This is a genomic window from Aquirufa avitistagni (genome assembly GCF_042715545.1).
Taxonomy (GTDB): domain Bacteria; phylum Bacteroidota; class Bacteroidia; order Cytophagales; family Spirosomataceae; genus Aquirufa; species Aquirufa avitistagni.
The window spans coordinates 310,430-334,012 of record NZ_JBBKXZ010000003.1; the positions used below are offsets into that span (position 1 = coordinate 310,430).

The window sequence follows — 23,583 nt, forward strand, 5'->3', positions numbered from 1 at the left end:
CTGATTATTTTTTCGCCGGGAATAAAAGGCTCAATCCGATGCTCGCAGTTAATATTCCTAAGATTACACCCAAAGACGCGAGGGTTCCAAAACCCCATTGCTCCAAGTAATGATGACCAATCATCTTCAGTCCGACGAAACTGAGTAACACCCCCAAGCCCATCGGTAAAAAGCGAAACAAGCCCATCAAACTTGATAAGAAAAAGAAGAGGGAACGCAGCCCCATGACCGCAAACACATTGCTAAAAAATACGATGTACGGATCTTTTGAAATGGAGAAAATCGCCGGAATAGAGTCCACGGCAAACAAAATATCAGTAAACGCAATGACCACAACCACAACAAAAATTGGCGTAATAAATACTTTTCCTGTTTTCTTAAATCGAACAAAAAAGTGCCCAATCACATTCCGCTTATAGACATTGAAATACTTTGAAAGCAATTTAACTACCGGATGATCTGCCGTATCTATCTCCTCCTCATGTTCCTTCGACACCAAAATTTTGATCCCCGTGTAAACCAAAAATGCCCCAAACAAATAAATGATCCAATCAAATTTCTGTAGCAAAGCCGCTCCCAAAAAGATGAAAATCAGACGCAATATGATCGCTCCCAAAATCCCCCAAACCAATATCTTCTTGTAATACCGCTTCTGAACCCCAAACGAATTGAAAATCAAAATGAAGACAAAGACGTTATCGGCCGACAATGAATACTCGACCAAATAACCGGTGATAAATTCAAGTGATAAGTTATCTTGGAAAATGGCCAACTGGTCATAATATGACCCTGTACCCAAATCGATATGCGACGCATAGGCTTGTTGGACTGCCTGCAACCCAGCCAAATCCTTAATCCCATGTACTAAAGCGCCATTATAGCCCAGAAATATGTAAAAAATCAACGCTAATAATACCCACGCCCCCGACCAAAATCCAGCTTCGCGAAACGTAACTTCCGCTGACCCTGCCTTTTTAAAGATGCCTAAATCAATTAACATGACTAGGATCACGAGCACTGAAAAGACAAGAAAAAATAGAGATTCACTCATAAATAAGTATTTTTACGCTTTCAAAGGGACAAAGGTCGCAAATTTTGACCAATATCATATGTACGAAGGTAAAAAGGTAATCGTCGTGATGCCTGCTTACAAAGCAGCACTCACATTAGAAAAAACGTATAATGAAATTCCACACGATTGGGTGGATGAAGTTATTTTAGTTGACGACTTTAGCCCAGACAATACCGTGGAAGTGGCCCAGCAAATTGGCATCAAATACATCATCCGCCACGATAAAAATAAAGGCTACGGAGGAAATCAAAAGTCGTGCTACACGAAAGCACTTGAACTTGGCGGCGACATTGTGATTATGCTGCACCCCGACTACCAATATACCCCGATGTTGTTGAAAGCCATGATTTCGATCATTGGCAACGGATTATATCCAGTCGTTTTTGCTTCTAGAATCTTAGGCAAAGGAGCGCTCAAAGGAGGAATGCCTATTTACAAATACATAGCGAATCGGCTTTTGACCTTGTTTCAAAATATCTTAATCGACCAAAAATTATCTGAATATCACACAGGCTACCGCGCATTCTCAAAAGAAGTGCTTCAAGCGGTCAACTTCACGAAATGTGACGACGACTTTGTGTTTGACAACCAAATGATTTTACAAGTATTCTGGAAAGGATTCGAGGTAGGCGAAGTAACCTGCCCCACAAAATATTTTGAGGAGGCCTCCTCGATCAACTTCACACGAAGCTCCATTTATGGATTAGGTGTTCTTTGGTACTCCGTCCGCTACCGCCTCGCCAAATGGGGATGGAAATGGGATTTAATGAACTAAAAAAAGCCTCAGAACAGAAATCTGAGGCTTTTTTGTGTGCATTAGAATCGAATACTCGCGCCTAGCAAGAAATTAAATCCAGCTTGCGGATAGTAAAAGTTTTCGGTCGTTGTTGCCCCTCCATACCGATAGGAATAGGTGTACCCATTCGAAGAATACATCTCGTTCAGCACATTATTCAATAACAACGTAAAGGCAGGTCCTTTCTTCATCGTGTACTTTAAGCGAATATCATGCGTGCTGTAAGCCTTCAGCGAACGAGCATCATCCGAGGTGTTGTCCAAATATTGTTTCCCAACAAACTTGCGTAAAAGACTTGCTTCGAAAGCTCCCAACGTATATGTCAACGTACTTCCGTAAATCACCGATGGCGAATAAGCAATATCCGTATTTCCATGATTGATGACCACCTCCTCATTCAAATCATAGTCGAACATTTTTTCTTGAAAATTCTGAATGCGGTTTTGGCTTAACGTAACATTACCACTCCAAATCAAGCGCTTTGAAAATTGGTAATTTAACACAGCCTCTAAACCCAAGCGGTAACTCTTTTCCACATTGGTTCGAATGGCATCGCCGGTCGAATTAACAGCGCCGGTTAAGACAAGCTGGTCCTGGTAATTCATAAAATAACCATTTAACTGCAATCCATATCGAAGGCCAGATCGCTCGTATCCAAACTCATAATCCTGCAAGTATTCCGGACGCGGAACTGCGGTGGCGTTGTCGACAAAATCTTGCCGACTAGGTTCTTTGCTTCCCGCAGAAACGGAACCGTAAACTTTAGATTTTTCTGAAATTTGATGCGTTAGGCCAAATTTGGGATTAAAAAATGAATAGGTATTATCCGAGTCTAATGTTAAAAATTTATCCGCTGTTCCTAGCATGCGATAACCCACGGTACGGAATTGAATATCAAGGTAGGCATTCCAAGCAGTAGCTAGATCCCAATTCGCTTTGGCATATAAATTCAAATCCGTTTTTTGCGATCGACTGCGGTACCACTCATGACCTGCAAAAGCAACTGGTGCAACAAGTAAACCATAATGACGGCCAATGTATCGATTCCAGGCCCCGCCAAAAGTGAACTTGAATTTTTGCGAACCAGCATAATTCAACGCAAATGTCGACCCATAAAAATCATTATCTAGCCATTTTCGACGTACTACATCAACGATAGGTTTTGCGCCAAGCCCATACGATTGCAAATCAGCATTGGGTTTAAACTCTTCAAAATACCCACGTCCATACGTGTAATGCGCGTTCAAATCCAAATTCCACGCCTCAGCCAATCGGTGATTCGTAATCAACTGAAAATGATCCTGCGCGTAATTATCTGTTTGATTATCGTAGATGTAGTAGTTGTATCTACGGCCACTTGTCAACAAATTGTTTGCGTCAGACTCCGACAAATAGTTCCGGTCAATAAAAGCTTTCATCTCAGCTACTGAACCATTAACTCTACTTTCTGGAGTTCCATACCACGATTGGTAGGTCTTTTCATTTCCTGTAAAATAGTTAAAACGAGCGAAGCTTTTCGCACCAAAATAACCCGCAGAAAAATAGGCAGAGATTAAATTAGATGAAGCTCGATCGATAAATCCATCCGATACAATGCGCGACAAACGTCCATCCAAGGTAAATTTCCCGCCTAACAATCCCGATCCAAATTTAAGCGTCGTTTTTAGCGTCCCAAAAGACCCTCCAGAAGCATTCGCTTCTCCATACGCTTTGGGTTCAAAGGTATTTGTTTGCATGTTGACAGACCCTCCAAAAGCCCCCGCACCATTCGTTGACGTTCCTACCCCACGTTGGATTTGAACAGAATTCACGGAACTTGCAAAATCGGGCATATTCACCCAGAAAGTCCCTTGCGATTCCGAGTCGTTCATGGGAATACCGTTGACCGTCACATTCACACGCGTCGCATCGGAGCCCCGAATTCGGATACCGGTATAGCCAACTCCCGCACCTGCGTCTGAGGTAGTTACCACCGATGGGGTAAAATTAAGTAACATTGGCATGTCCTGACCCAGGTTACTTTTCCCTAATTCCGTGGCTGAAACATTGGAATAGGCCATGGCTGAATTTTCATCTGCCCGTGTCGCACGAACAACGACTTCGTCCTGCAAGAAATTAGATTTTTTTAAGCCGATTTGCTTAGACTTTTCCACGGGAACTTCTACGGGTTCATACCCGACAAAACTGACGGAAATAGTCGAATTAGAACTGGCGGCTAGTTGGTACCGCCCTTTTGAATCGGTTACGTTCCCTTTCTGGCTTCCTTTCACGGAAACCGATGCTCCCCATAGAGGCGCATTTGTCTCTTGATCGAAAACGATTCCCTCGACCTTTTGGCCGAACATGACATGCGTACAAAATAAAAATAATAGCGTCGTTAGCTTTTTCATATTGAGTTGAAAAGTTTAACAACAGGTAAAGGAGTCAAATCCTGTATGAATTTAACAAACACCCTTAATTTTGATTTTTTCTGAGTTTTCAGCGCTAAAAACTCGACAAAATCCCTTCGGCAGCATTACCTGCATCAGGTTCATTGGGTATAATCTCAGCCCTTATTCAGAGCACCCCTTTTTGTGGATGCACAAAGATATAAATTTTTCTACCTTTGCAAGCCATTCGCAGGTATAGATCCATATGATTGTTAAAGAGTTTCTTTCCATTTACACGTCTGACGGTATTGTTCAACACATTTCGGAACGGATCCAGCAAGCTACACCCGGGCAATCGTTTCACATCAAAGGCCTTTGTGGCGCATTAGATACGGTTTTGATGGCAGCTACCCTGCCAAATAAAACACCATACCTCATTATTTGCGAAGAAAAGGAAGAGGCGCAATACGTCTTTAATGACTTGCAATCCCTCCTCGGCGAAGCTGCTGTCATTCTTTTTCCCATGTCACACAAAAAACCGTATGTGTGGGAGGAGATTGATAATGCCAATGTGCTCATGCGGGCTGAAGTATTAAATGTACTCAGCAATTATTCCAGCCAAACCTTAGTGATTGTCTCTTATCCCGAGGCCATGACGGAAAAGGTAATCAACCGAAAATCTTTAGTTAAGAATACCTTATCCATTCGTGTGGGTGATAAAATCGACCGAAATTTCGTAGCTGAAACGCTCAACGAATATGACTTTGAACGGACAGATTTTGTTTACGAAGCTGGGCAATATTCCGTTCGCGGTGGTATCCTCGATGTGTTTTCCTATGCGGCTGAATATCCATACCGCATTGATTTTTTCGGAGATGAGGTAGATAGCATTCGAACATTTCATCCAGAAACACAGCTTTCCATTCAATCGGTTTCAGCCATGCACCTCATCCCGGATGTGCAAACCAAATTGGTCCAAGAGACGCGCGAATCATTCTTTACCTTTTTACCAGAAAAGACGAAAATTTGGATCAAAGATCATTCAATTTTGATGGATGTCATTGAGCAGTATTTCGACAAAGGCCAAGCGGCTTACGATGCGAATAGCAGCTCAGATATCAATGTATTGAATAAACCTGAGGAAAGATGGGAGACCGTCAAGACAACAAAAAAACATCTTCAGGCATTTGTCTGTGTTGAATTTGGGAAGCGTTCACACCTGAAACAAAACGAAGTAATTGCCTATCCAGCTAAAAATCCGGGCGCATTTCAGAAAGACTTTGATCGGCTTGCCGCCGCTCTATTAGACAATCAAACAGCCGGAATTCAAAATATCATTTGTTCCGAATCACCTCGTCAGCTCGAACGGCTCGATGTGATTTTCAATGAGATTAATACGAGTATCCAATTTAAACCCTTGCAAATTTCGTTGCGTGAAGGGTATATTGATACCCAGACGCAAGTTGCTTTTTATCCAGATCATCAATTATTTGATCGCTTTAATCGCTTCAAAGAGAAAAATAAATTCTCAAAAAGTAAGGCATTAACGCTCAAAGAATTGCGCTCGCTGCAAGTGGGTGATTTCGTTACACACGTAGATTATGGCATCGGTCGTTTTGCAGGATTGAACCTCATCGACACGTCGAATGGGGAACAAGAAGTCATCCGACTGATCTACCGCGACGACGATGTGTTATCGGTTTCGATTCATTCACTACATAAGATTTCCAAATATTCCGGCAAAGAAGGAGCTCCTCCTTCCATGTCTAAATTAGGCTCGCCGGAATGGGATAACAAAAAATCCCGCGTTAAAAAGCAGGTAAAAGACATCGCGAAGGAGCTAATTTCTTTGTATGCCAAACGTAAAAATGCCCCAGGTTTTGCCTTTTCGCGTGATACCTATTTACAGGCAGAATTAGAGTCCTCCTTTATTTATGAGGACACGCCAGATCAAGCAAAAGCGACGGCCGATGTCAAAGTAGATATGGAAAAACCGCACCCAATGGACCGTTTGGTTTGCGGTGATGTGGGCTTCGGAAAAACAGAAATTGCCATTCGTGCCGCATTCAAAGCAGTTGCCGATTCGAAACAAGTGGCCGTTCTCGTTCCTACCACGGTCCTTGCCATGCAACATTACCGGACGTTTCATGATCGCTTAGCCGCATTTCCATGCAAAGTAGAATATGTGAATCGCTTTAAATCCGCGAAACAAATCAAGGAAACGCTTGAGCGGGTGGCGAATGGTCAAACAGATATATTAATTGGCACGCATCGATTGGTCAACAAGGACGTCGTTTTCAAAAACTTGGGCCTCATGATTATCGATGAGGAACAGAAGTTTGGTGTAAAAGTCAAAGATCGCTTGAAAGAAATGCGCGTGGATGTAGATGTGTTAACGCTGACAGCCACGCCGATTCCACGGACATTACATTTTTCACTCATGGGAGCGCGGGATTTGTCGATCATTGCGACGCCACCTCCGAATCGCCAGCCGGTCGAAACGAAGCTGGTGGTGATGACCGATGAACTATTACGTGATGGAGTAAGAGAAGAATTAGCGCGAGGTGGACAAGTTTTTGTGGTCCACAATCGAATTAATGAATTAGAGAGTACGGCAAACCGGATCTTACGTTTGGTTCCAGATGCCAAGATTGGCGTCGCGCACGGCCAAATGGAAGGAGACCGGTTGGAGAAAATCATGATGGATTTTATCGAAGGAAATTACGACGTACTAGTTGCCACCAATATCATTGAATCGGGACTTGATATCCCGAATGCGAATACGATTTACATCATTAATGCGAACCATTTTGGTTTGTCTGATTTGCACCAAATGCGTGGCCGAGTAGGTCGGTCAAACAAAAAAGCATACTGTTATTTAGTAACCCCATCGCTGGCAAATTTGACAAGTGATGCGCGGAAACGCCTCAGTGCGTTGGAGGAGTTCTCTGATTTAGGCGATGGAATCAAGGTGGCGATGCGGGACTTGGATATTCGTGGGGCAGGTAATTTATTGGGTGCGGAACAAAGCGGATTTATCAATGATTTGGGATACGATATGTACCACAAAATTTTGGATGAGGCGGTTCAGGAGCTCAAAGAAACTGAATTCCGTGCATTATTTGAAACAGACCTCGCCCAAATTGCAGAGGCCTTAACGGTGGATTGTCAGATTGAGACGGATATGCGCGTGCTGATTCCTGAGGAATACGTCCAAAGTATTTCTGAGCGACTGGCCTTGTACACCCGCTTAGATGAGCTAGAGAACGAAACGGAATTGGGAACGTTTGTCTCTGAAATGGAAGACCGATTTGGGCAAATGCCAAACGAAGTCCGTGACATGACGGAATTAGTTCGTTGTCGCTGGAAAGCGCAACTGCTTCGGGTTGAAAAAATATTACTCAAGAACAATATGTTGAAGCTCTATTTCGTTTCAACAGATATTCCACAAGACATCGTTGTTCGCGTTATTCAGTTTGTGAACTCGAAAAAAGGACAATGTCAATTGCGGGAAAAATCGGGTAAAATGATCTTACAACTTGATAAAGTGAGTACGATACCAGAATTAAATACTATTTTAGTGGATATTTTGGGATAGCATTGAGCATTTTGTTTGATTTTCATACCTTTGCTTTTCAAATTCTTACGAAAAAGAATCTAAATGATTGCTAAATTAAAAATTGTACTTAGCCTTTGTGCTAGCGTTCTCCTGCTAACTTCTTGCCCTAATGGCTTGAAGAATGGATTAAAAGGTGGTCTTTCTGGCGGAAAACCGAACAGTATCAATATCGGAAATGCATCTACAGCCACAGGTTTGGCATATAATCAAAAGGGTGGTTTTCAAGTTGACAAAAAATTCACAGGACAATTGACCGGACCGAACTTGGTATTTATCGAGGGCGGTCGTTTTACGATGGGTTCTTTGGAGGAAGATATCATGGGAATCCATGATAATATTGAGCGTACGGTCTCAGTTCAATCATTTTATATGGATGAAACTGAAATTGCCAACGTACATTATTTGGAATATTTAGATGCTGTAAAGCGTGATTCAACGCAAGATTTCTATGAATCAGCCTTGCCAGATACAACCGTTTGGCGTAATGATTTAGCGTTTAATGATCCTTATGTGGAGCAATATTTACGTTTCCCTGGTTTTCGTATGTACCCAGTAGTGGGTGTTTCTTGGAAACAATCGACCGACTATTGTGTGTGGAGAACGGCAGCAGTGAATAATAATTTAGCCACAGTTCCTGTAGCCAAAGAGAAAAAACCTAAGAAAGGGGCAGCAGCGGCAGCAACAACAGCTTCAGCTACGACTCGTGCAGCAGCTCCAGCGCGTTTAACGATCGAATCAGGACGCGTTTTACCTTCTTACCGCCTACCTACGGAGGCAGAATGGGAATATGCAGCGAAAGCGATGATTGGTACGCAGCAACAAGATGAAAATCAGGTGAATCAGCGTATTTACCCTTGGGATGGTCCTTCGTTACGTGAATCTACCGGAAAAGGTCGCGGAAATATGTTGGCCAACTTCAAGCGTGGACGTGGTGACTATGCAGGTATTGCAGGGAAATCAAACGATGGAGCGATTATCACAGCTGAGATTTACAAATATTCTCCGAACGATTTTGGTTTATACCAAATGGCTGGTAACGTAAATGAGTGGGTACAAGATTTGTATCGTCCGTTATCATTTCAAGATTTCAATGACTTGAATCCGGTTCGTCGGACAGATAAAGATGACAAAGCATCTCGTTACGATAGTAAAAATCAAAACTCCTTAATCACGAACAAAGTACGTGTGTACAAAGGTGGATCATGGGCTGACGTAGCGTATTGGTTAGCACCGGGAACACGTCGTTATTTGGATGAAGATTCGTCAACAGCAACTATTGGTTTCCGTTGTGCGATGATTTCTGCAGGTACGAATAAGTAATTTATTTGAGGGCTGCCAGTGCGAAGAAGGAAACTTTTGTCGCTCCGGCAGCCCTTATTTTTTGTGCCGCGGCCAGAAATGTAGCACCAGTCGTCAGCGTATCATCTACAATCAGTACGTGTAATCCTTGTAGTTTAACGGGATCAATTACCTCAAAAACATTTTCAAGTTCTTCGTATCGAGCGGCTCTGTTTAGGCCGATGAGGGAGTGTGACTGCATGGTTCTTGCCAGTACGTCCTCATGTAAGGGAATGTCTAAGGATTGCGCGAGTCCCCTGGCAATGACAGCGGCCTGATTGTACCCGCGTTCTTTCAGGCGTTTGGGGTGTAGAGGAATGGCGACGATGGCATTAACCTCCGAACAATAATGGGACTTTTTCAATGCGTCCCCGGCCCACGTACCGAGAAATACACCTAGTTCAGCGGCTCCTTTATATTTAATTTGGTGCATCATTTGCTGCACGCGACTACCGGGCATGAAATGAAAAAAGGCATGCGCCTCATCGAATTCAATGAGGCCATCAAACTTTGCCCGAACCCAGTTCGGCGTATTTTCGGCTAATTCTACACGGGGGAGTACGATCCGACAAGTTGTGCAGATAAATTCTTCGCTTGGGAATAGAGGCTCCTGGCAGGCAAAACAAAGCTTTGGGTAAAGCAATTGTAAAAAGGCTTTAAACATCTCAGAAAAATTTTTGTATTTAATTAAGTTTCAGTAATTTTGCACCCCTAAACGAGTACCTAGTCAATTCATTGTCCAAGTACTTGATTATTAGCAAACGGATTAAAAAAAACATTTCATAATTAACCTTTTAAAATGGCACGCGATTTAAAATTCACTAGAAACATCGGTATTGCTGCGCATATTGATGCTGGTAAAACCACCACGACGGAACGTATTCTGTATTATGCAGGTGTGTCCCACAAAATTGGTGAGGTACATGATGGTGCGGCAACAATGGACTGGATGGAGCAAGAGCAAGAGCGTGGTATCACGATCACTTCGGCTGCAACAACAGTAGGTTGGAAATACCGCGATCAAGATTACCACATCAACATCATTGATACTCCGGGTCACGTAGACTTTACGGTTGAGGTAAACCGTTCATTACGTGTATTGGATGGTCTAGTATTTTTATTCTCTGCCGTAGACGGTGTTGAGCCTCAATCAGAGACTAACTGGCGTTTAGCAAATAACTACAACGTAGCACGTATCGGTTTCGTTAACAAAATGGACCGTTCAGGTGCTGATTTCTTAAACGTGTGTAAGCAAGTGAAAGAAATGTTAGGTAGCTACGCTGTGCCACTTCAATTGCCAATCGGAGCTGAAGAAGGATTCGAAGGTGTGGTTGACTTAGTTAACTTCCGTGGTATCAAATGGAACGAAGCAGATAAAGGAATGACATTCACTGAGGTACCTATCCCAGATGATATGTTAGAGGAGGCGACTGAATACCGTGAGAAATTATTAGAAGCAGTAGCTGAGTTTGATGAGTCTTTGATGGAGAAATACTTCGAAGATCCAGCATCTATCTCAGAAGATGAAATCTTAGCCGCTTTACGTGCAGCTACGATCTCTATGAAAATCGTTCCAATGCTTTGTGGTTCATCTTTCAAAAACAAAGGTGTTCAAACGATGTTGGATTACGTAATGGCAATCTTACCATCTCCGATGGACAAAGAAGGCGTTAAAGGTATTCACCCAGATACTGGTGCTGAGATCTTGCGTAAGCCAAGTGAGTCTGAGCCTTTCGCGGCTTTGGCATTTAAAATTGCAACGGATCCTTACGTAGGTCGTTTATGTTTCATCCGTGCCTATTCAGGTGGATTGGATTCTGGTTCTTATGTATTGAACAACCGTTCAGGAAATAAGGAGCGTATCTCACGTATCTTCCAAATGCACGCGAACAAGCAAAACGCGATCGAGCGCTTAGGTGCTGGTGATATCGGTGCGGTAGTAGGTTTCAAAGATATCAAAACGGGTGATACCCTTTCTGATGAGAAACACCCAATCATCTTAGAAGCAATGGACTTCCCAGAGCCAGTTATCGGATACGCAATCGAGCCTAAGAAAACGGCTGATGCAGATAACTTCTCAAAAGCGATCACGAAATTGATCGAAGAAGATCCAACGTTACAAGTTGAATCAAACGAAGAGACTGGTCAAACGATCATCAAGGGTATGGGTGAGCTTCACTTAGAGATCATCATCGACCGTATGCGTCGTGAGTTCAAAGTAGAAGTTAACCAAGGTGCTCCTCAAGTAGCTTACAAAGAGTCATTGACTAAGACGACAGAACACCGTGAGGTTTACAAGAAACAATCAGGTGGTCGTGGTAAGTTTGCAGATATCGTATTTGAAATCGGACCAAGAGAAGATGACAAACCAGGTTTAGAATTCGTTAACAATATCGTAGGTGGTGTGATTCCTCGTGAATTCATCCCAGCGGTTCAAAAAGGTTTCGAAGAAGCAATGAAAACAGGTGCTTTGGCTGGATACCCAATGGATTCAATGAAAGTTCGTTTATTCCACGGTTCATACCATGATGTCGATTCAGATTCATTATCATTTGAATTAGCAGCGCGTATGGGTTACAAGGAATCAGCGAAACAAGCAGGTGCTAAGTTGATGGAGCCAATCATGGCCGTTGACGTAGTTACTCCAGACGAATACACTGGACCGATCACAGGTGACTTAAACCGTCGTCGTGGTATCATGAAAGGTATGGATTCACGTCAAGGAGCTGTAATCTTGAAGGCTGATGTGCCTCTTTCTGAATTATTCGGTTACGTAACAGATTTACGTACGATGTCTTCAGGACGTGCAACAGCATCGTTAACGTTCTCACACTATGAATTCGTTCCGCAAAACATCGCTGACGAAGTAGTTAAGAAAGCAAAAGGATTGTAAGATTCTTTGAACATAGTAAAAGCCCGAACTTCACAGTTCGGGCTTTTTTTTATGCCTAATACAAATTTAGTTACGCAACAAAATAGCGCTTGAAGGACTGAATGGGCAATTCGATCAACCGGTAGGAAACATAGGCTACCACAAACAATACGATTAATGAGCTAAGGTTATAAGGCAAGACCGGTACCGAAATCCCCATGCGCGCCGCTAACTTAAAAAACAAATCAGGCACCAGCATGTGATATAAGTAAAGACCATAAGACATTTGGCCAATCAAACGGAGCGGTTGAACCGAAAAAACCTTCGCAACCCATCCGGGCTGCATGGCGTAAAACAACAAAGCTAACGAGGCCAAAGATGTAAACGTCCGAAAAAACAATTGCTTCACTAGGTCGCCATCCGAGTGTTTTAAACATATCATCAGAAAGCAAAATCCAACCGGAATGATCAAACGCTTAATCCATACAGCTAGTGCTGCTGACTGCCCTGCACGGAGGTAATGAGCCAACAGCGCACCCCAAGCAAATGTATCCACACACGAAAACATACTCACGCCCAATCCACCATAAACATGGATAGAGAAATACCGATAAACCACCCCAAAAATGACCGTAAACCACAAGAAATATGCACGAAAGCGCGTGGCCAATAACAGTATGCAAAAAGGCCAAAGCAAATAAAACTGCTCCTCCACGGAAAGTGACCAATAAGGCGATAGCGCATCCGACCAGTTGCCATGCAACTCAATCCAATAATTCACTAAATATGTCCAGTAATACCCAGGATGGGTGTAAAAGTCTGTATTCACTACAACTGAAAAACGTTGTAAAACCAACAGCCCGATCAACACCAGAAAATAAATGGGAAAAATCCGTAGCGCCCGGCGGACCACAAAATTTTTAAACGACCGTGCAAAAGTCCCTAAAGACTGCTGCTCCATTAAGATATTCGAAATCAAATACCCACTTAAAACAAAAAACAAGGTTACACCGATCGGGCCATTTGGCATAAGATTAATCCCTTGACCCTCCGGGAACCAGTGATAAACTAACACCAATAAAATCGCTAAAGCGCGAACTCCGTCCAGCGCAGGGATGTATTTCATAGCAACAAAACTAAGGAAAACCTCTTATCCTTCCTACGACCGTTTCATCCCCACAAAATATCTTTTGTCGAAAAGTTCCAAGATTATCGCAGGAAGCGCGTAATTTTGAGTCGAATTTTTCTGAAACAATGACAAAAATTATAGAGACCAAGCATATTTCCAAACGCTACGTGATGGGAGAAGAGGTAATCGACGCATTAAAAGACGTTAGTATCTCTGTAAATAAAGGGGAATATGTGGCCTTCATGGGTCCATCCGGTTCAGGAAAATCAACACTCATGAACATCGTTGGCTGTTTAGACACCCCCACAACAGGTTCCTATGTCCTGAACGGACAAGATGTTTCGACCATGTCGGAAAATGAATTAGCCGCCGTACGAAACAAAGAAATCGGGTTTGTCTTCCAAACCTTCAACTTATTACCTCGTCAATCCGCCCTTGAAAATGTAGCCCTTCCGCTAATCTATGCCGGATATTCTAAGTCAGAGCGTACACGCATTGCCATGGAAACACTAGCAGGGGTAGGACTCGAAAACCGTGCCCTTCACAAGCCAAATGAGCTTTCGGGTGGTCAAAGACAACGTGTCGCTGTTGCGCGTGCACTTGTAAACGATCCTTCTATTTTATTGGCCGATGAGCCAACAGGTAACTTGGACACCAAAACATCCTATGAGATCATGGATCTCTTTGATCAATTGCACAAAAAAGGCAATACCATCGTCATGGTTACCCACGAAGACGATATTGCCCAATATGCTCACCGAATCATTCGTTTACGTGATGGTGTGGTAGAATCTGACACCATCAATAAAAACGTTCGGAAGGTAGAAAAAATCTAAACCTTCACGCGGTCAGTTCCGTACGGTGCGCGCTGCGTACGTTGCAACCAAGTATTCGCTTCCTTATTATTCACGAAAATCTCTTTCGAAGGATCCCATTGTAACTTACCAGGCACCTTCATAGCCACGTGCGTAATTAAACAAACGGTACATGCGCGGTGTCCAATCTCAATCGGCGAGATCGGCTCTTTACGCGTCTCAATACAATCTAGCCAGTTGCCATGCTGATCATCTGAATGATACAAATGAATTTCATTTGCCCCGATAACAGAGCTCAAGATTTTCGGATCTGACGCGTCCAAAGCCTTTGAACGTACTTTTGAAGTAGGATCTGTAGGCGTCGCTGCGTAATCCCCGCGTGAAACAAAAATCCATCCTTCTGAACCCTCATACCGAATACCGTTTGGAAATCCGCCCGACGTATACATGGTGATTCCGTTTGCGTACTCTGCTTTGGCCATAAAATCTCCGTGCACATTCCACAAACCAGACTTAGGGAATTCAGCTAAAGCCTCAATTGAAACTGGACCCGTGTATTCCGTATCCATTCCCCAAGCTGCTGAATCAAAATGATGCTGCCCCCAACCCGTAATCATACCTGCACCAAACTGCTCCATACGTAACCATCCCGGGCGATCATAACCTTTCTGCGGGTGTACCGCAATTTCAGTATACGGCACATAAGGCGTAGAGCCTAACCACATATCGTAATTAAATCCTTTAGGTACAGGCATCGCTGGCGCCGGCGGGCCAGATGGATCCCCCGGTAAACCTACTTTCACGGTATGTAATTTTCCAATTCGGCCATTGCGAACTAATTCTGCTGCAATACGAAATTGCGAGGTAGAACGCTGCTGAGTACCCACCTGTAAAATACGTCCCGTTTTCTTAATCACATTGGCGAGCTGGCGCCCTTCATGAATTGTCAACGAAGTAGGCTTTTGCAAATAAATATCTTTACCCGCAAGTGCCGCTTCCATGGCAGGCTGCGCATGCCAAAAATCCGGCGTACTAATCATCACCGCATCAATGTCTTTATTCAACAACATCTCCCGGTAATCGTCATACATCTTCACATCGATGTAATTTGACTGACCTGTTTTTTTCGTGTAATACTCCTCAACTAACTGCTTCGTCTCCTCCGTCCGATGACGATCCAAATCACACACCGCCATGATCCGCGCCTTCTCATGTTTCCACGTTCCTGGTAAATCATGGGTACGCGCAATACGACCACAGCCGATTTGACCTATATTAATCTTGTTGCTTGGGGCATCTTTTCCACCCAACACATGTGCTGGAACGATCGTAGGAAATCCAAGGGTACCCACGGCTCCCAAGGCTATGTTATTGATAAATTTTCTCCTTTTCATGCTTTAATAGATATGTTGGTTGCGTTTTTCTGTGCAATTAATGCGAGTTCCGTTGATAAGAAACAATGTGCTTGTGTCATCGCCGTTTCCGTACGATTTAACACATCATCCACGAGCAATTCGCCGTGAGGCAAATTAACATCCTTGCAATCAACATACAAGGTCTCTTTCTTATTCACAATGTATAAATGGCTACCTGTCCCATGCGGCGAGGCAATATCGGTATTCTTACGAACTTCGATATATCCATCCGTTCCTAAAATCGTCAAACGACCATCCCCCCAGGTATTCAAGCCGTCGGGTGTAAACCAATCCACGCGTATGTAGCCCGAACCCTTATTACTGCGTAACATCAAATCACCAAAGTCTTGGAATTTGGGATACTGCGGATGGTGGTGATTCGCAATTTGCGAAGCCACAACTTCCCCTTGTGTCGAACCCGTAAAATGTAAAAATTGATCTACCTGATGTGAGGCAATATCTGTAATAATCCCCCCATAATATTTGGTGTCGAAAAACCAATCAGGACGCGAGTTGACACTCATCCGGTGTGGACCCGTTCCCAGCGTCTGCATCACCTTGCCAATCTTTCCTTGAGCGACTAATTGACTCGCCAATTCCGTCGCCTTATTTTCAAAACGCTCACTAAATGAAATCGAATAAATGCGCTTCGTTTCCTTTTGAACTTTACGCACTTCGGCTAATTGCTCTAGACTTATAATGCCGGGCTTGTCGACCATGTAGTCTTTGCCATGCTGCATCACGCGAATCCCTAAAGGCGCACGTTCATGTGGAGTAATCGAACTCAAGACTAATTTGATCGAAGGATCTTCCAAAACCTCAGCTTCACTCTTAACGAGTTTTGCTTGTGGATATCGCTTAGCGAAATCTTTAATCAAATCGGGCTCTTTGGCATAATAGGAAACAAACTCCCCGCCTCCACGAATGATGGAGTTTGCCATGGAATAAATATGTCCGTGGTTAATGCCCACGACCCCAAAACGTAAACGAGGCGCGATGACCTTCTGCGAAGAAACTTGGACAAAAGAGCTGGTGGCATCTTTAATTGAAGGCATAAATGCCAATCCGCTCAATAGACTCGCGTCGTGAAGGAACTTCCGACGATTCGAGGAACTTGATTTCATGATTGAATAGGTTTAAACTATGTTTAAAAGTTAAATGATTGAGATATCTACTTGTGTATGCCCACAAAAAAAGCTGCTCATTTCTGAACAGCTTTCTTTTATATAAAAAAATCTCAAACCTATTTTTTCTTCTCTTTAACACGAGCAGCTTTTCCTTGCTTACCACGCATGTAGTATAAACGTGCACGACGCACTTTACCACGACGCATAACTTCGATTTTATCGATGTTTGGTGATAAGATTGGGAAGATACGCTCTACACCAATACCATTAGAAATTTTACGTACCGTGAATGACTCACCAGCACCTGAATTTTTACGTTGGATTACCAATCCTTGGAAAACCTGGATACGCTCCTTGTTACCTTCACGGATCTTAACGTGTACATTTACTGTGTCTCCAGCAGCAAATTCTGGATGCTCTGCACGACGCGTTGCATTCTCAGCTTCTACAAATTTAATTAAATCACTCATCTGACTTTTTATTTTGTGTAATATCAGCACTTAGCGGTCACTTTGTACATAAAATTGCTGATTGGGTTGCAAAGATAGAAAAAATATTTCTTTCTAAAAACAATCAATTACTTTTTCCCTTTAATCGATTGAACAAACGCAACAATCTCACCACGAAGATCTTGGGCCTGCCCCAATAACTTAACAAATGCACTTCCAATAATCGCACCAGCCGCTGACTCAGAAGCCTTCAAGAAACTCGCACGATCCGAAATACCAAAGCCAATCAAACGTGGATTTTTCAAGTTCATCCCATTAATTCGCTTAAAATACGTTTCCTGAATATCTGAAATCCCCGTCTTAGCACCCGTTGTACTCGCCGAAGAAACCATGTAAATAAACCCTTTGCTAATCGCATCCACTTGGGCAATGCGCGCATCTGTCGTCTGTGGCGTAATCAAAAAGATGTTATACAATCCATATTGCTCAAAGATCGCTTGGTATTCCGACTCATATTCGGCCATCGGTAAATCGGGTAAAATCACCCCATCAATACCCACTTCCGCACATTTTTTGCAAAATGCCTCCACGCCATATTGCAACACCGGATTGATGTAACCCATCAATAATACGGGAACGGTGATGGTTTGACGCATCGCTTGTAATTGCTCAAACAAATGCGCTACGGTCATACCTTGATCTAAAGAAACTTGATTCGATTGCTGAATCGTCTCCCCATCCGCAACCGGATCAGAATACGGCATCCCAATCTCAATAATGTCAACCCCGCCTTCTTGCAAGGCTTGTAACACCGTCATCGTATCCCCCAAATTAGGATAACCCGCCGTCGCATATACGTTCAATATGGGCTCAGTTGCCTCCGCAAATAATTTTGTAATCCGATTCATCTTAGTCATTCAATTTTAAGTGCTGCTGATACGTGGACAAATCTTTATCCCCTCTGCCCGACAAATTCACCACAATCACCTCATCCGGTTTCGCGTGTAATTTTTCAAACACCGCCAGCGCATGTGCCGTCTCCAATGCCGGAATAATTCCCTCCAAAACAGAACATTCAACCGCTGCATCCAATGCCTCCGCATCTGTTATGCCAAAAAACCGAGCACGCCCCGTATACGATAAATTAGCATGCATCGGTCCAATGCCCGGATAATCCAAACCTGCCGAAATCGAATATGGTTCAATGACCTGACCGTCAGCTGTTTGCATCAATAAACTTTTACTACCATGTAAAACCCCCGGTTTTCCTAAGAAGGTTGTTGCTGCCGAATGACCGGAATTAACACCTTTTCCTGCTGCCTCCGCCGCAATCAACTGGGTACGTGGCTCATCCAAGAAATGGTAAAACGCACCCGCCGCATTCGAACCCCCACCCACACATGCAATCACATAATCTGGATAATCACGCCCCTCTTTCTCTTGTAACTGGATACGCATTTCTTCGGAAATCACCGACTGGAATCGAGCTACCATGTCGGGATACGGATGTGGCCCTACGACCGAGCCGATAATGTAATGCGTGTCAACCGGATTATTAATCCAGTGACGCATCGCCTCATTTGTCGCATCTTTCAAGGTTTTAGACCCGGATTGCGCTGCGACTACTTGAGCGCCCAACATACGCATCCGCGCCACATTAGGAGCCTGACGTTCAATATCAATGGCACCCATGTATACGATACACTCCATGCCCATCAGTGCACAAACCGTCGCCGTCGCAACGCCATGTTGGCCCGCACCCGTCTCCGCCACAATCTTATTTTTACCTAAACGCTTTGCCACTAAAATCTGGCCAATCGTATTGTTTACCTTGTGTGCCCCGGTATGGCATAAATCCTCCCGCTTAAGGTAGATGTTCGTTTTGTATTTGGCCGATAATCGCTCCGCCTTAAACAAAGGGGTCGGTCGGCCTACAAAGTCCTTCAACAAATCCTGAAATTCTTTTTGAAAAGCAGGTTCCGCCATAATATCCAAATACCGGCTTCGTAACTCCTCCACATTCGGATACAACATTTCTGGAATAAAGGCTCCGCCAAAATCCCCGTAATATCCGCGCTCGTCAACTTGAAATGACTGTTTCATATGTTTTTCATTATATCCTTCACCTTTGCTAAGTCCTTTAACCCAGGGCTCAGCTCCAATTTACTATTAAAATCTAGGGCATATAAGCCCGGTAATTGCTTCGCTTCTTTGATACTCGCCTCGTCCAAACCGCCTGCTAAAAAATACGGAATATCGAGTTTATATGCTGCTAGTATAGACCAATCAAACTGCTCTCCCGTTCCGCCCACTTGCGATCCTTTTTTAGTATCAAACAAATAAAAATCAGGGCTCAAGTCTAAGCCTTTCATATCTTCGTCAGTGGCCACGCTAATTGCCTTGATGACAAGCAACCCTGCCGCTTGCAATTCATCAATAACCTCTTGGCCTTCATCCCCATGCAATTGCACGACTTGAAATCCCGCCTTTTTTGATAAGGCAAGTATGTTAGCGGTGGACTCATTCACAAATACACCAACCGCCTTTGTCTTCACAGGCAGCGCAGGAATCACAAAATCCTCCCCCACATAGCGTGGAGATTTAGACACCCAAATGAACCCCATGAAATCCGGTTCGCATGCAGCCACTGCCTCGATATTATTCAAATCCCGCATGCCACAAACCTTCCACTTCATGGTTATTGCTTTAAGAAATCAGTTAAAGCTTGACCCGGATTACTTGTTTTCATAAAACTTTCTCCGATCAAAAATCCACGATATCCATAACCTTTCAATTCGGCAATGATCTCAGGGCCTGAAATACAACTCTCTGAAACTTTGACAAATTGTGCCGGAATCTTATCCGCAAGGACTTTGGATGCCTCCACATTTTGCTCGGAAAAATTCTTTAGGTTCCGATTGTTTACACCCACCACTGAAATAAAATCACACAAGGAACGATCCAATTCGGCTTGGTCGTGCACCTCGAGTAAGGTTTCCATACCTAATGAACGCGCTAGCGAACCTAATGTTTTGATTTCCAGCGGGCTTAATGCAGCAGCGATCAACAAAACTACATCCGCACCCATCGATTTCGCTTCAATGATTTGGTATTCGTCGATCATGAAGTCCTTACGCAAAATAGGCGTGTTCGGGTTTGTCCGACGTGCCAGATCAAAGTCGGCATACGTCCCTCCAAAATACTGCGTATCTGTAAGCACCGACAAGCATGCTGCCCCGGCTTTGACATATCCGCTAGTCACTTCGTCTACTCCCATGGAATCATTGATGATGCCTTTGGAAGGAGACTTGCGTTTGAATTCCGCAATGATACCCGTGGAAGCAGGTTGGACCAAAGACATGGCCAACGAGTGACAAGCACGGGCAAAATAGCCTTGCTTTTCTAATGCGGCGATCGAAACGCGCGCTTTGGCAGCGGCGACTTCCTCTCGTTTGGTGGCAATGATTTGATCTAAAATACTCATAACTATCTATGCGATTAATCCATAATAAACTTCTTGAATACCTGAAAAGCTTTACCACTTTCCAAGGATTCTTTCGCCATGGCAAAACCATCCGTTAATGACGGCGCTTTCTCCGCAACCCATAACGCTGCACCTGCATTCACAAGCACGGCGTTCGTTTGTGCGGGTGTACCTTCCCGCTGTAAAATCTTATATAGCATATTGGCCGACTCCTCTACGTTCGCCCCACCGAACAACTCGGATTGTTGGACATATTCACAACCTAAATCTGAAGGCGCATAAACCTGTCGGCCCGCATTTGTTTCCAACCGAAAATTGGAAGTCAATGAGATCTCATCATAGCCATCCTCCGCAAAAACAATCCCATATTTCTTACTCGAATCCTTAAAGAATCCCGCATACAAATCGAACACTTCGGGCGAATACACCCCTGTTAATTGCTTACTGACATTTGCCGGATTCAACAGAGGCCCCAACAAATTAAAGAAGGTTTTCATACCCAATTCTTTCCGAATCGGGCCTACGAAACGCATCGCTGGATGGAATAAAGGTGCGTGTAAAAAACACATCCCTGATGTCTCCATTTTACGCTTTAATACTTTCGGGTCGTTGTTAAATTTTAATCCCAAAAATTCCAAAACTGTCGAAGATCCCACAGAGGACGACACCCCGTGATTGCCGTGTTTGGCAATTTTTTGACCTGCACCTACAATGATAAATGAAGAAGTCGTGCTGATGTTAAACGTATCCTTTCCATCTCCACCTGTTCCACACACATCCATGGCATCAAACTCCGACAAATCAATCGTAACGGCAAGCTCAAGCATGGCAGAAACAAATCCTTTTAATTCTTGTACTTGAATGGGGTGATACCAATAGGATGACAAGAATGCGGCAATTTGGCTTGGATTAACTCCGCCATTACCAATTTCCAGCATTACTTCACGCGCCTCTTGTTCTGACAACGCCTCTCCACTAACTCTTCTTTCTAGAACCTTTTTCATATTTATTTCAACCAATTTTTAATCATTTGTAAACCATGTTGCGTCAAATACGCCTCGGGATGAAATTGCACCCCACGCACATCGTATCGCTGGTGCGCCTCCGCTAGCACATACCCTTTGTCATCCTGCGCTGTCATCTTTAAATCACTTGGCATCGAATCCGGAATTACGGTCCAGGAATGGTACCGGCAGACCTCAAAACGGGCTGGAATATCCAAAAACATGCGTTCTGCAGGGTCGAGTACCTGACACTCCGTCGTTACTCCGTGTAGTACTTCTCCCATGTTTTGCAGTTCCGAACCAAAGGCCTCTGCAATGGCCTGATGACCTAAGCAAACCCCTAAAATCTTTTTTGTCGACTTATACTCCTTCAATAAATCCATCATAATCCCAGCCTCAGAGGGAATCCCTGGACCAGGAGATAATAGGATTTGATCGTAGTTGCCAACCTCCTCTAAGGTTATCTTATCATTGCGAAACACATCTACGTGCGCGCCTAATTCCTTTAGTAAGTAAACTAAATTATATACAAAGGAATCATAATTGTCTAGTACCAAAACGTTCTTCATATCGACTTAGCTTAAAGTGGAGGCAACTTCCAATGCGCGACGCAAAGCTGCTAATTTATTGTGTATCTCTTGCATTTCACTGGCTACGACGGATTTGGCAACGACCCCCATCCCCGCTTGGAAATAAAGCGTGTCGCCTTTACTCAAGAACGTACGAATCGCAATCGCATGATTGAAGTTTCCTTGAAAATCCATAAACCCGATCGCTCCGCCATAAATGGCACGGTTGGTTGGCTCCAAGCGATTTATAATCGTCATGGCATTATGCTTAGGCGCACCACTTAATGTTCCCGCAGGAAACGTATCTGCCACCAATTGCAAGGGATTAACACCTTTTTGCAATCGGCCGGTCACTTTAGAAACCAGGTGAATGACATGAGAGAAAAATTGAACTTCCTTGAAGGTTTCCACTTTGACCTGATCCGCACTACGGCTCAAATCATTGCGCGCTAGGTCGACTAGCATCACATGTTCGGCGGTTTCTTTAGGATCTGCCAATAATTCTTGGGCTAATTCCGCATCTCGTGCATCATCACCTGAACGACGGAATGTTCCCGCAATTGGATGAATCTCTGCGATATCCCCCTCGATTTTGATTTGCTTTTCGGGCGACGCGCCTAAAATACGGTATTGCTCATAATCAAAATAAAACAAATAGGGAGAAGGGTTCACGGAGCGTAAAGCTCTGTACACCTGGAAATCATCCCCTTTAAATCCTTGTGCAAAACGACGCGATGGGACAATTTGGAAAACATCCCCGCGTAAACAATGTTTGATACAGGTTTCCACAATCTCTTTTACTTGTGGATCTGTCAAATTACTTGTTTCCTCCCCGACTAATTCAAAGCGCTCCGAATCGTAATGCGGCATGTTCAGCAAATACGTAATCGTATCAAACGAAGGCTCAGACCCGTCATAACTGTGCGCATAGAGCGACATTTGATTATTGAAATGGTTGACCGCAACCACATAACGGTACACAAAATAGCGAATGGATGGAATCTCCGTTTCAGGATTCTTAGCTTGGATTTCGATATCCTCAAAGTAGGTTACCGCATCGTATGAAATATGGCCAAACAAGCCATTCGCCATGGGCGAATCCCCTTTTTCTTTTTGAAAACCAAATCGATCCGCAAAAGCTTTGAGCGCTTGAATGGCGTCCCGGCGGTTTTCCAATGAAAATTTTTCTGTGGACCCGTCGGGAAATGTTTGCGTTACCTTGGAATCCGTTAATTCAAATGAAGCAATGGGGTCAAAGGCAATATGGGAAAATCCGTGTTCCCGGCCGTGGTAATCCGCGGATTCAAGGATAACGGAATTCTTGAAGTTTTTACGAATCTTCATGAAAATGCCGATTGGCGTGAGGGTGTCAGCCAACAGGGTTTTTCTAGCAGTTCGAATTTGTATTATAGACATGTTTTCTAGGGACAAAATTAAAAAAGGCTTACTGAGAACAGCAAGCCTTTGGTAAACATATCATGTACACACAGCAAAACTGTTCAAGGAATTATTAGCCTTGCCACCA

General features: G+C 43.7%; 19 protein-coding genes and 1 riboswitch. Of the genes, 5 read left to right on the top strand and 14 right to left on the bottom strand.

The features are described 5' to 3' along the window. Positions 1–4: 4 nt before the first annotated feature. A complete protein-coding gene (locus U0R10_RS09825) occupies positions 5–1,051 on the bottom strand; it encodes a TerC/Alx family metal homeostasis membrane protein (protein WP_377983796.1) in 1,047 nt (348 codons plus the stop codon). Between the two features lie 58 nt (positions 1,052–1,109). On the opposite strand from U0R10_RS09825, the gene U0R10_RS09830 reads away from it, so the two are divergent. Then, a complete protein-coding gene (locus U0R10_RS09830) occupies positions 1,110–1,847 on the top strand; it encodes a glycosyltransferase family 2 protein (RefSeq protein ID WP_377983797.1) in 738 nt (245 codons plus the stop codon). A 41-nt stretch (positions 1,848–1,888) separates the two neighbouring features. Here the strand turns inward: U0R10_RS09830 and U0R10_RS09835 are convergent, their stop codons facing one another. Next, positions 1,889–4,258, bottom strand: coding sequence for a TonB-dependent receptor (locus U0R10_RS09835; RefSeq protein WP_377983798.1), 2,370 nt, complete (start codon positions 4,256–4,258; stop codon positions 1,889–1,891). Positions 4,259–4,352: 94 nt separating this feature from the next. Further along, positions 4,353–4,447: riboswitch (TPP riboswitch) on the bottom strand. 55 nt (positions 4,448–4,502) lie between these two features. Between U0R10_RS09835 and mfd the strand changes: the two genes are divergently transcribed. Together mfd and gldJ are read left to right on the top strand one after the other, a co-directional pair. Next, positions 4,503–7,835 carry a transcription-repair coupling factor gene (gene mfd / locus U0R10_RS09840; protein ID WP_377983799.1) on the top strand — a complete coding sequence of 1,111 codons (3,333 nt, stop codon included), beginning with the start codon at positions 4,503–4,505 and terminating at the stop codon, positions 7,833–7,835. A gap of 63 nt (positions 7,836–7,898) precedes the next feature. Further along, positions 7,899–9,176, top strand: a complete 1,278-nt coding sequence (gene gldJ, locus U0R10_RS09845; RefSeq protein WP_377983800.1) for a gliding motility lipoprotein GldJ — start codon at positions 7,899–7,901, stop codon at positions 9,174–9,176. Between the two features lies 1 nt (position 9,177). Here gldJ and U0R10_RS09850 read toward each other — a convergent pair whose 3' ends face one another. Then, a complete protein-coding gene (locus tag U0R10_RS09850; RefSeq protein WP_377983801.1) occupies positions 9,178–9,858 on the bottom strand; it encodes a ComF family protein in 681 nt (226 codons plus the stop codon). Positions 9,859–9,993: 135 nt separating this feature from the next. On the opposite strand from U0R10_RS09850, the gene fusA reads away from it, so the two are divergent. Continuing rightward, positions 9,994–12,087 carry an elongation factor G gene (gene fusA / locus U0R10_RS09855; protein WP_377983802.1) on the top strand — a complete coding sequence of 698 codons (2,094 nt, stop codon included), beginning with the start codon at positions 9,994–9,996 and terminating at the stop codon, positions 12,085–12,087. Positions 12,088–12,157: 70 nt separating this feature from the next. Here the strand turns inward: fusA and U0R10_RS09860 are convergent, their stop codons facing one another. Then, a complete protein-coding gene (locus U0R10_RS09860) occupies positions 12,158–13,192 on the bottom strand; it encodes an acyltransferase family protein (RefSeq protein ID WP_377983803.1) in 1,035 nt (344 codons plus the stop codon). 128 nt (positions 13,193–13,320) lie between these two features. On the opposite strand from U0R10_RS09860, the gene U0R10_RS09865 reads away from it, so the two are divergent. Further along, complete coding sequence (locus tag U0R10_RS09865) at positions 13,321–14,031, top strand: ABC transporter ATP-binding protein (protein ID WP_377983804.1); 711 nt, start codon at positions 13,321–13,323, stop codon at positions 14,029–14,031. Here U0R10_RS09865 and U0R10_RS09870 read toward each other — a convergent pair. The 10 genes from U0R10_RS09870 to U0R10_RS09915 form a co-directional block, all read right to left on the bottom strand. After that, positions 14,028–15,404: a Gfo/Idh/MocA family protein gene (locus tag U0R10_RS09870; RefSeq protein WP_377983805.1), complete on the bottom strand. Its 1,377-nt coding sequence runs from the start codon at positions 15,402–15,404 to the stop codon at positions 14,028–14,030. The genes U0R10_RS09865 and U0R10_RS09870 overlap by 4 nt on opposite strands. After that, positions 15,401–16,549, bottom strand: a complete 1,149-nt coding sequence (locus U0R10_RS09875; RefSeq protein WP_377983806.1) for a Gfo/Idh/MocA family protein — start codon at positions 16,547–16,549, stop codon at positions 15,401–15,403. The genes U0R10_RS09870 and U0R10_RS09875 overlap by 4 nt, the downstream gene beginning before the upstream one ends. A 119-nt stretch (positions 16,550–16,668) precedes the next feature. Further along, complete coding sequence (gene rplS, locus U0R10_RS09880) at positions 16,669–17,022, bottom strand: 50S ribosomal protein L19 (protein ID WP_377983807.1); 354 nt, start codon at positions 17,020–17,022, stop codon at positions 16,669–16,671. Positions 17,023–17,129: 107 nt separating this feature from the next. Next, positions 17,130–17,909: a tryptophan synthase subunit alpha gene (gene trpA / locus U0R10_RS09885; RefSeq protein WP_377983808.1), complete on the bottom strand. Its 780-nt coding sequence runs from the start codon at positions 17,907–17,909 to the stop codon at positions 17,130–17,132. A 1-nt stretch (position 17,910) separates the two neighbouring features. Beyond that, positions 17,911–19,104, bottom strand: coding sequence for a tryptophan synthase subunit beta (gene trpB / locus U0R10_RS09890; RefSeq protein WP_377983809.1), 1,194 nt, complete (start codon positions 19,102–19,104; stop codon positions 17,911–17,913). After that, on the bottom strand, positions 19,101–19,697 hold the full coding sequence (locus U0R10_RS09895) for a phosphoribosylanthranilate isomerase (protein WP_377983810.1): 597 nt from the start codon (positions 19,695–19,697) through the stop codon (positions 19,101–19,103). Before U0R10_RS09895 ends, trpB begins: the two co-directional genes overlap by 4 nt. Before the next feature lie 2 nt (positions 19,698–19,699). Next, the gene (gene trpC / locus U0R10_RS09900) at positions 19,700–20,485 is read right to left on the bottom strand and encodes an indole-3-glycerol phosphate synthase TrpC (protein WP_377983811.1); all 786 of its coding nucleotides are present in this window, start codon (positions 20,483–20,485) and stop codon (positions 19,700–19,702) included. A gap of 14 nt (positions 20,486–20,499) precedes the next feature. Continuing rightward, the gene (gene trpD / locus U0R10_RS09905; RefSeq protein ID WP_377983812.1) at positions 20,500–21,489 is read right to left on the bottom strand and encodes an anthranilate phosphoribosyltransferase; all 990 of its coding nucleotides are present in this window, start codon (positions 21,487–21,489) and stop codon (positions 20,500–20,502) included. A 2-nt stretch (positions 21,490–21,491) separates the two neighbouring features. Continuing rightward, positions 21,492–22,058: an anthranilate synthase component II gene (locus tag U0R10_RS09910; protein ID WP_377983813.1), complete on the bottom strand. Its 567-nt coding sequence runs from the start codon at positions 22,056–22,058 to the stop codon at positions 21,492–21,494. A gap of 6 nt (positions 22,059–22,064) precedes the next feature. Beyond that, on the bottom strand, positions 22,065–23,474 hold the full coding sequence (locus U0R10_RS09915; RefSeq protein ID WP_377983814.1) for an anthranilate synthase component I family protein: 1,410 nt from the start codon (positions 23,472–23,474) through the stop codon (positions 22,065–22,067). Between the last annotated feature and the right edge of the window lie 109 nt (positions 23,475–23,583).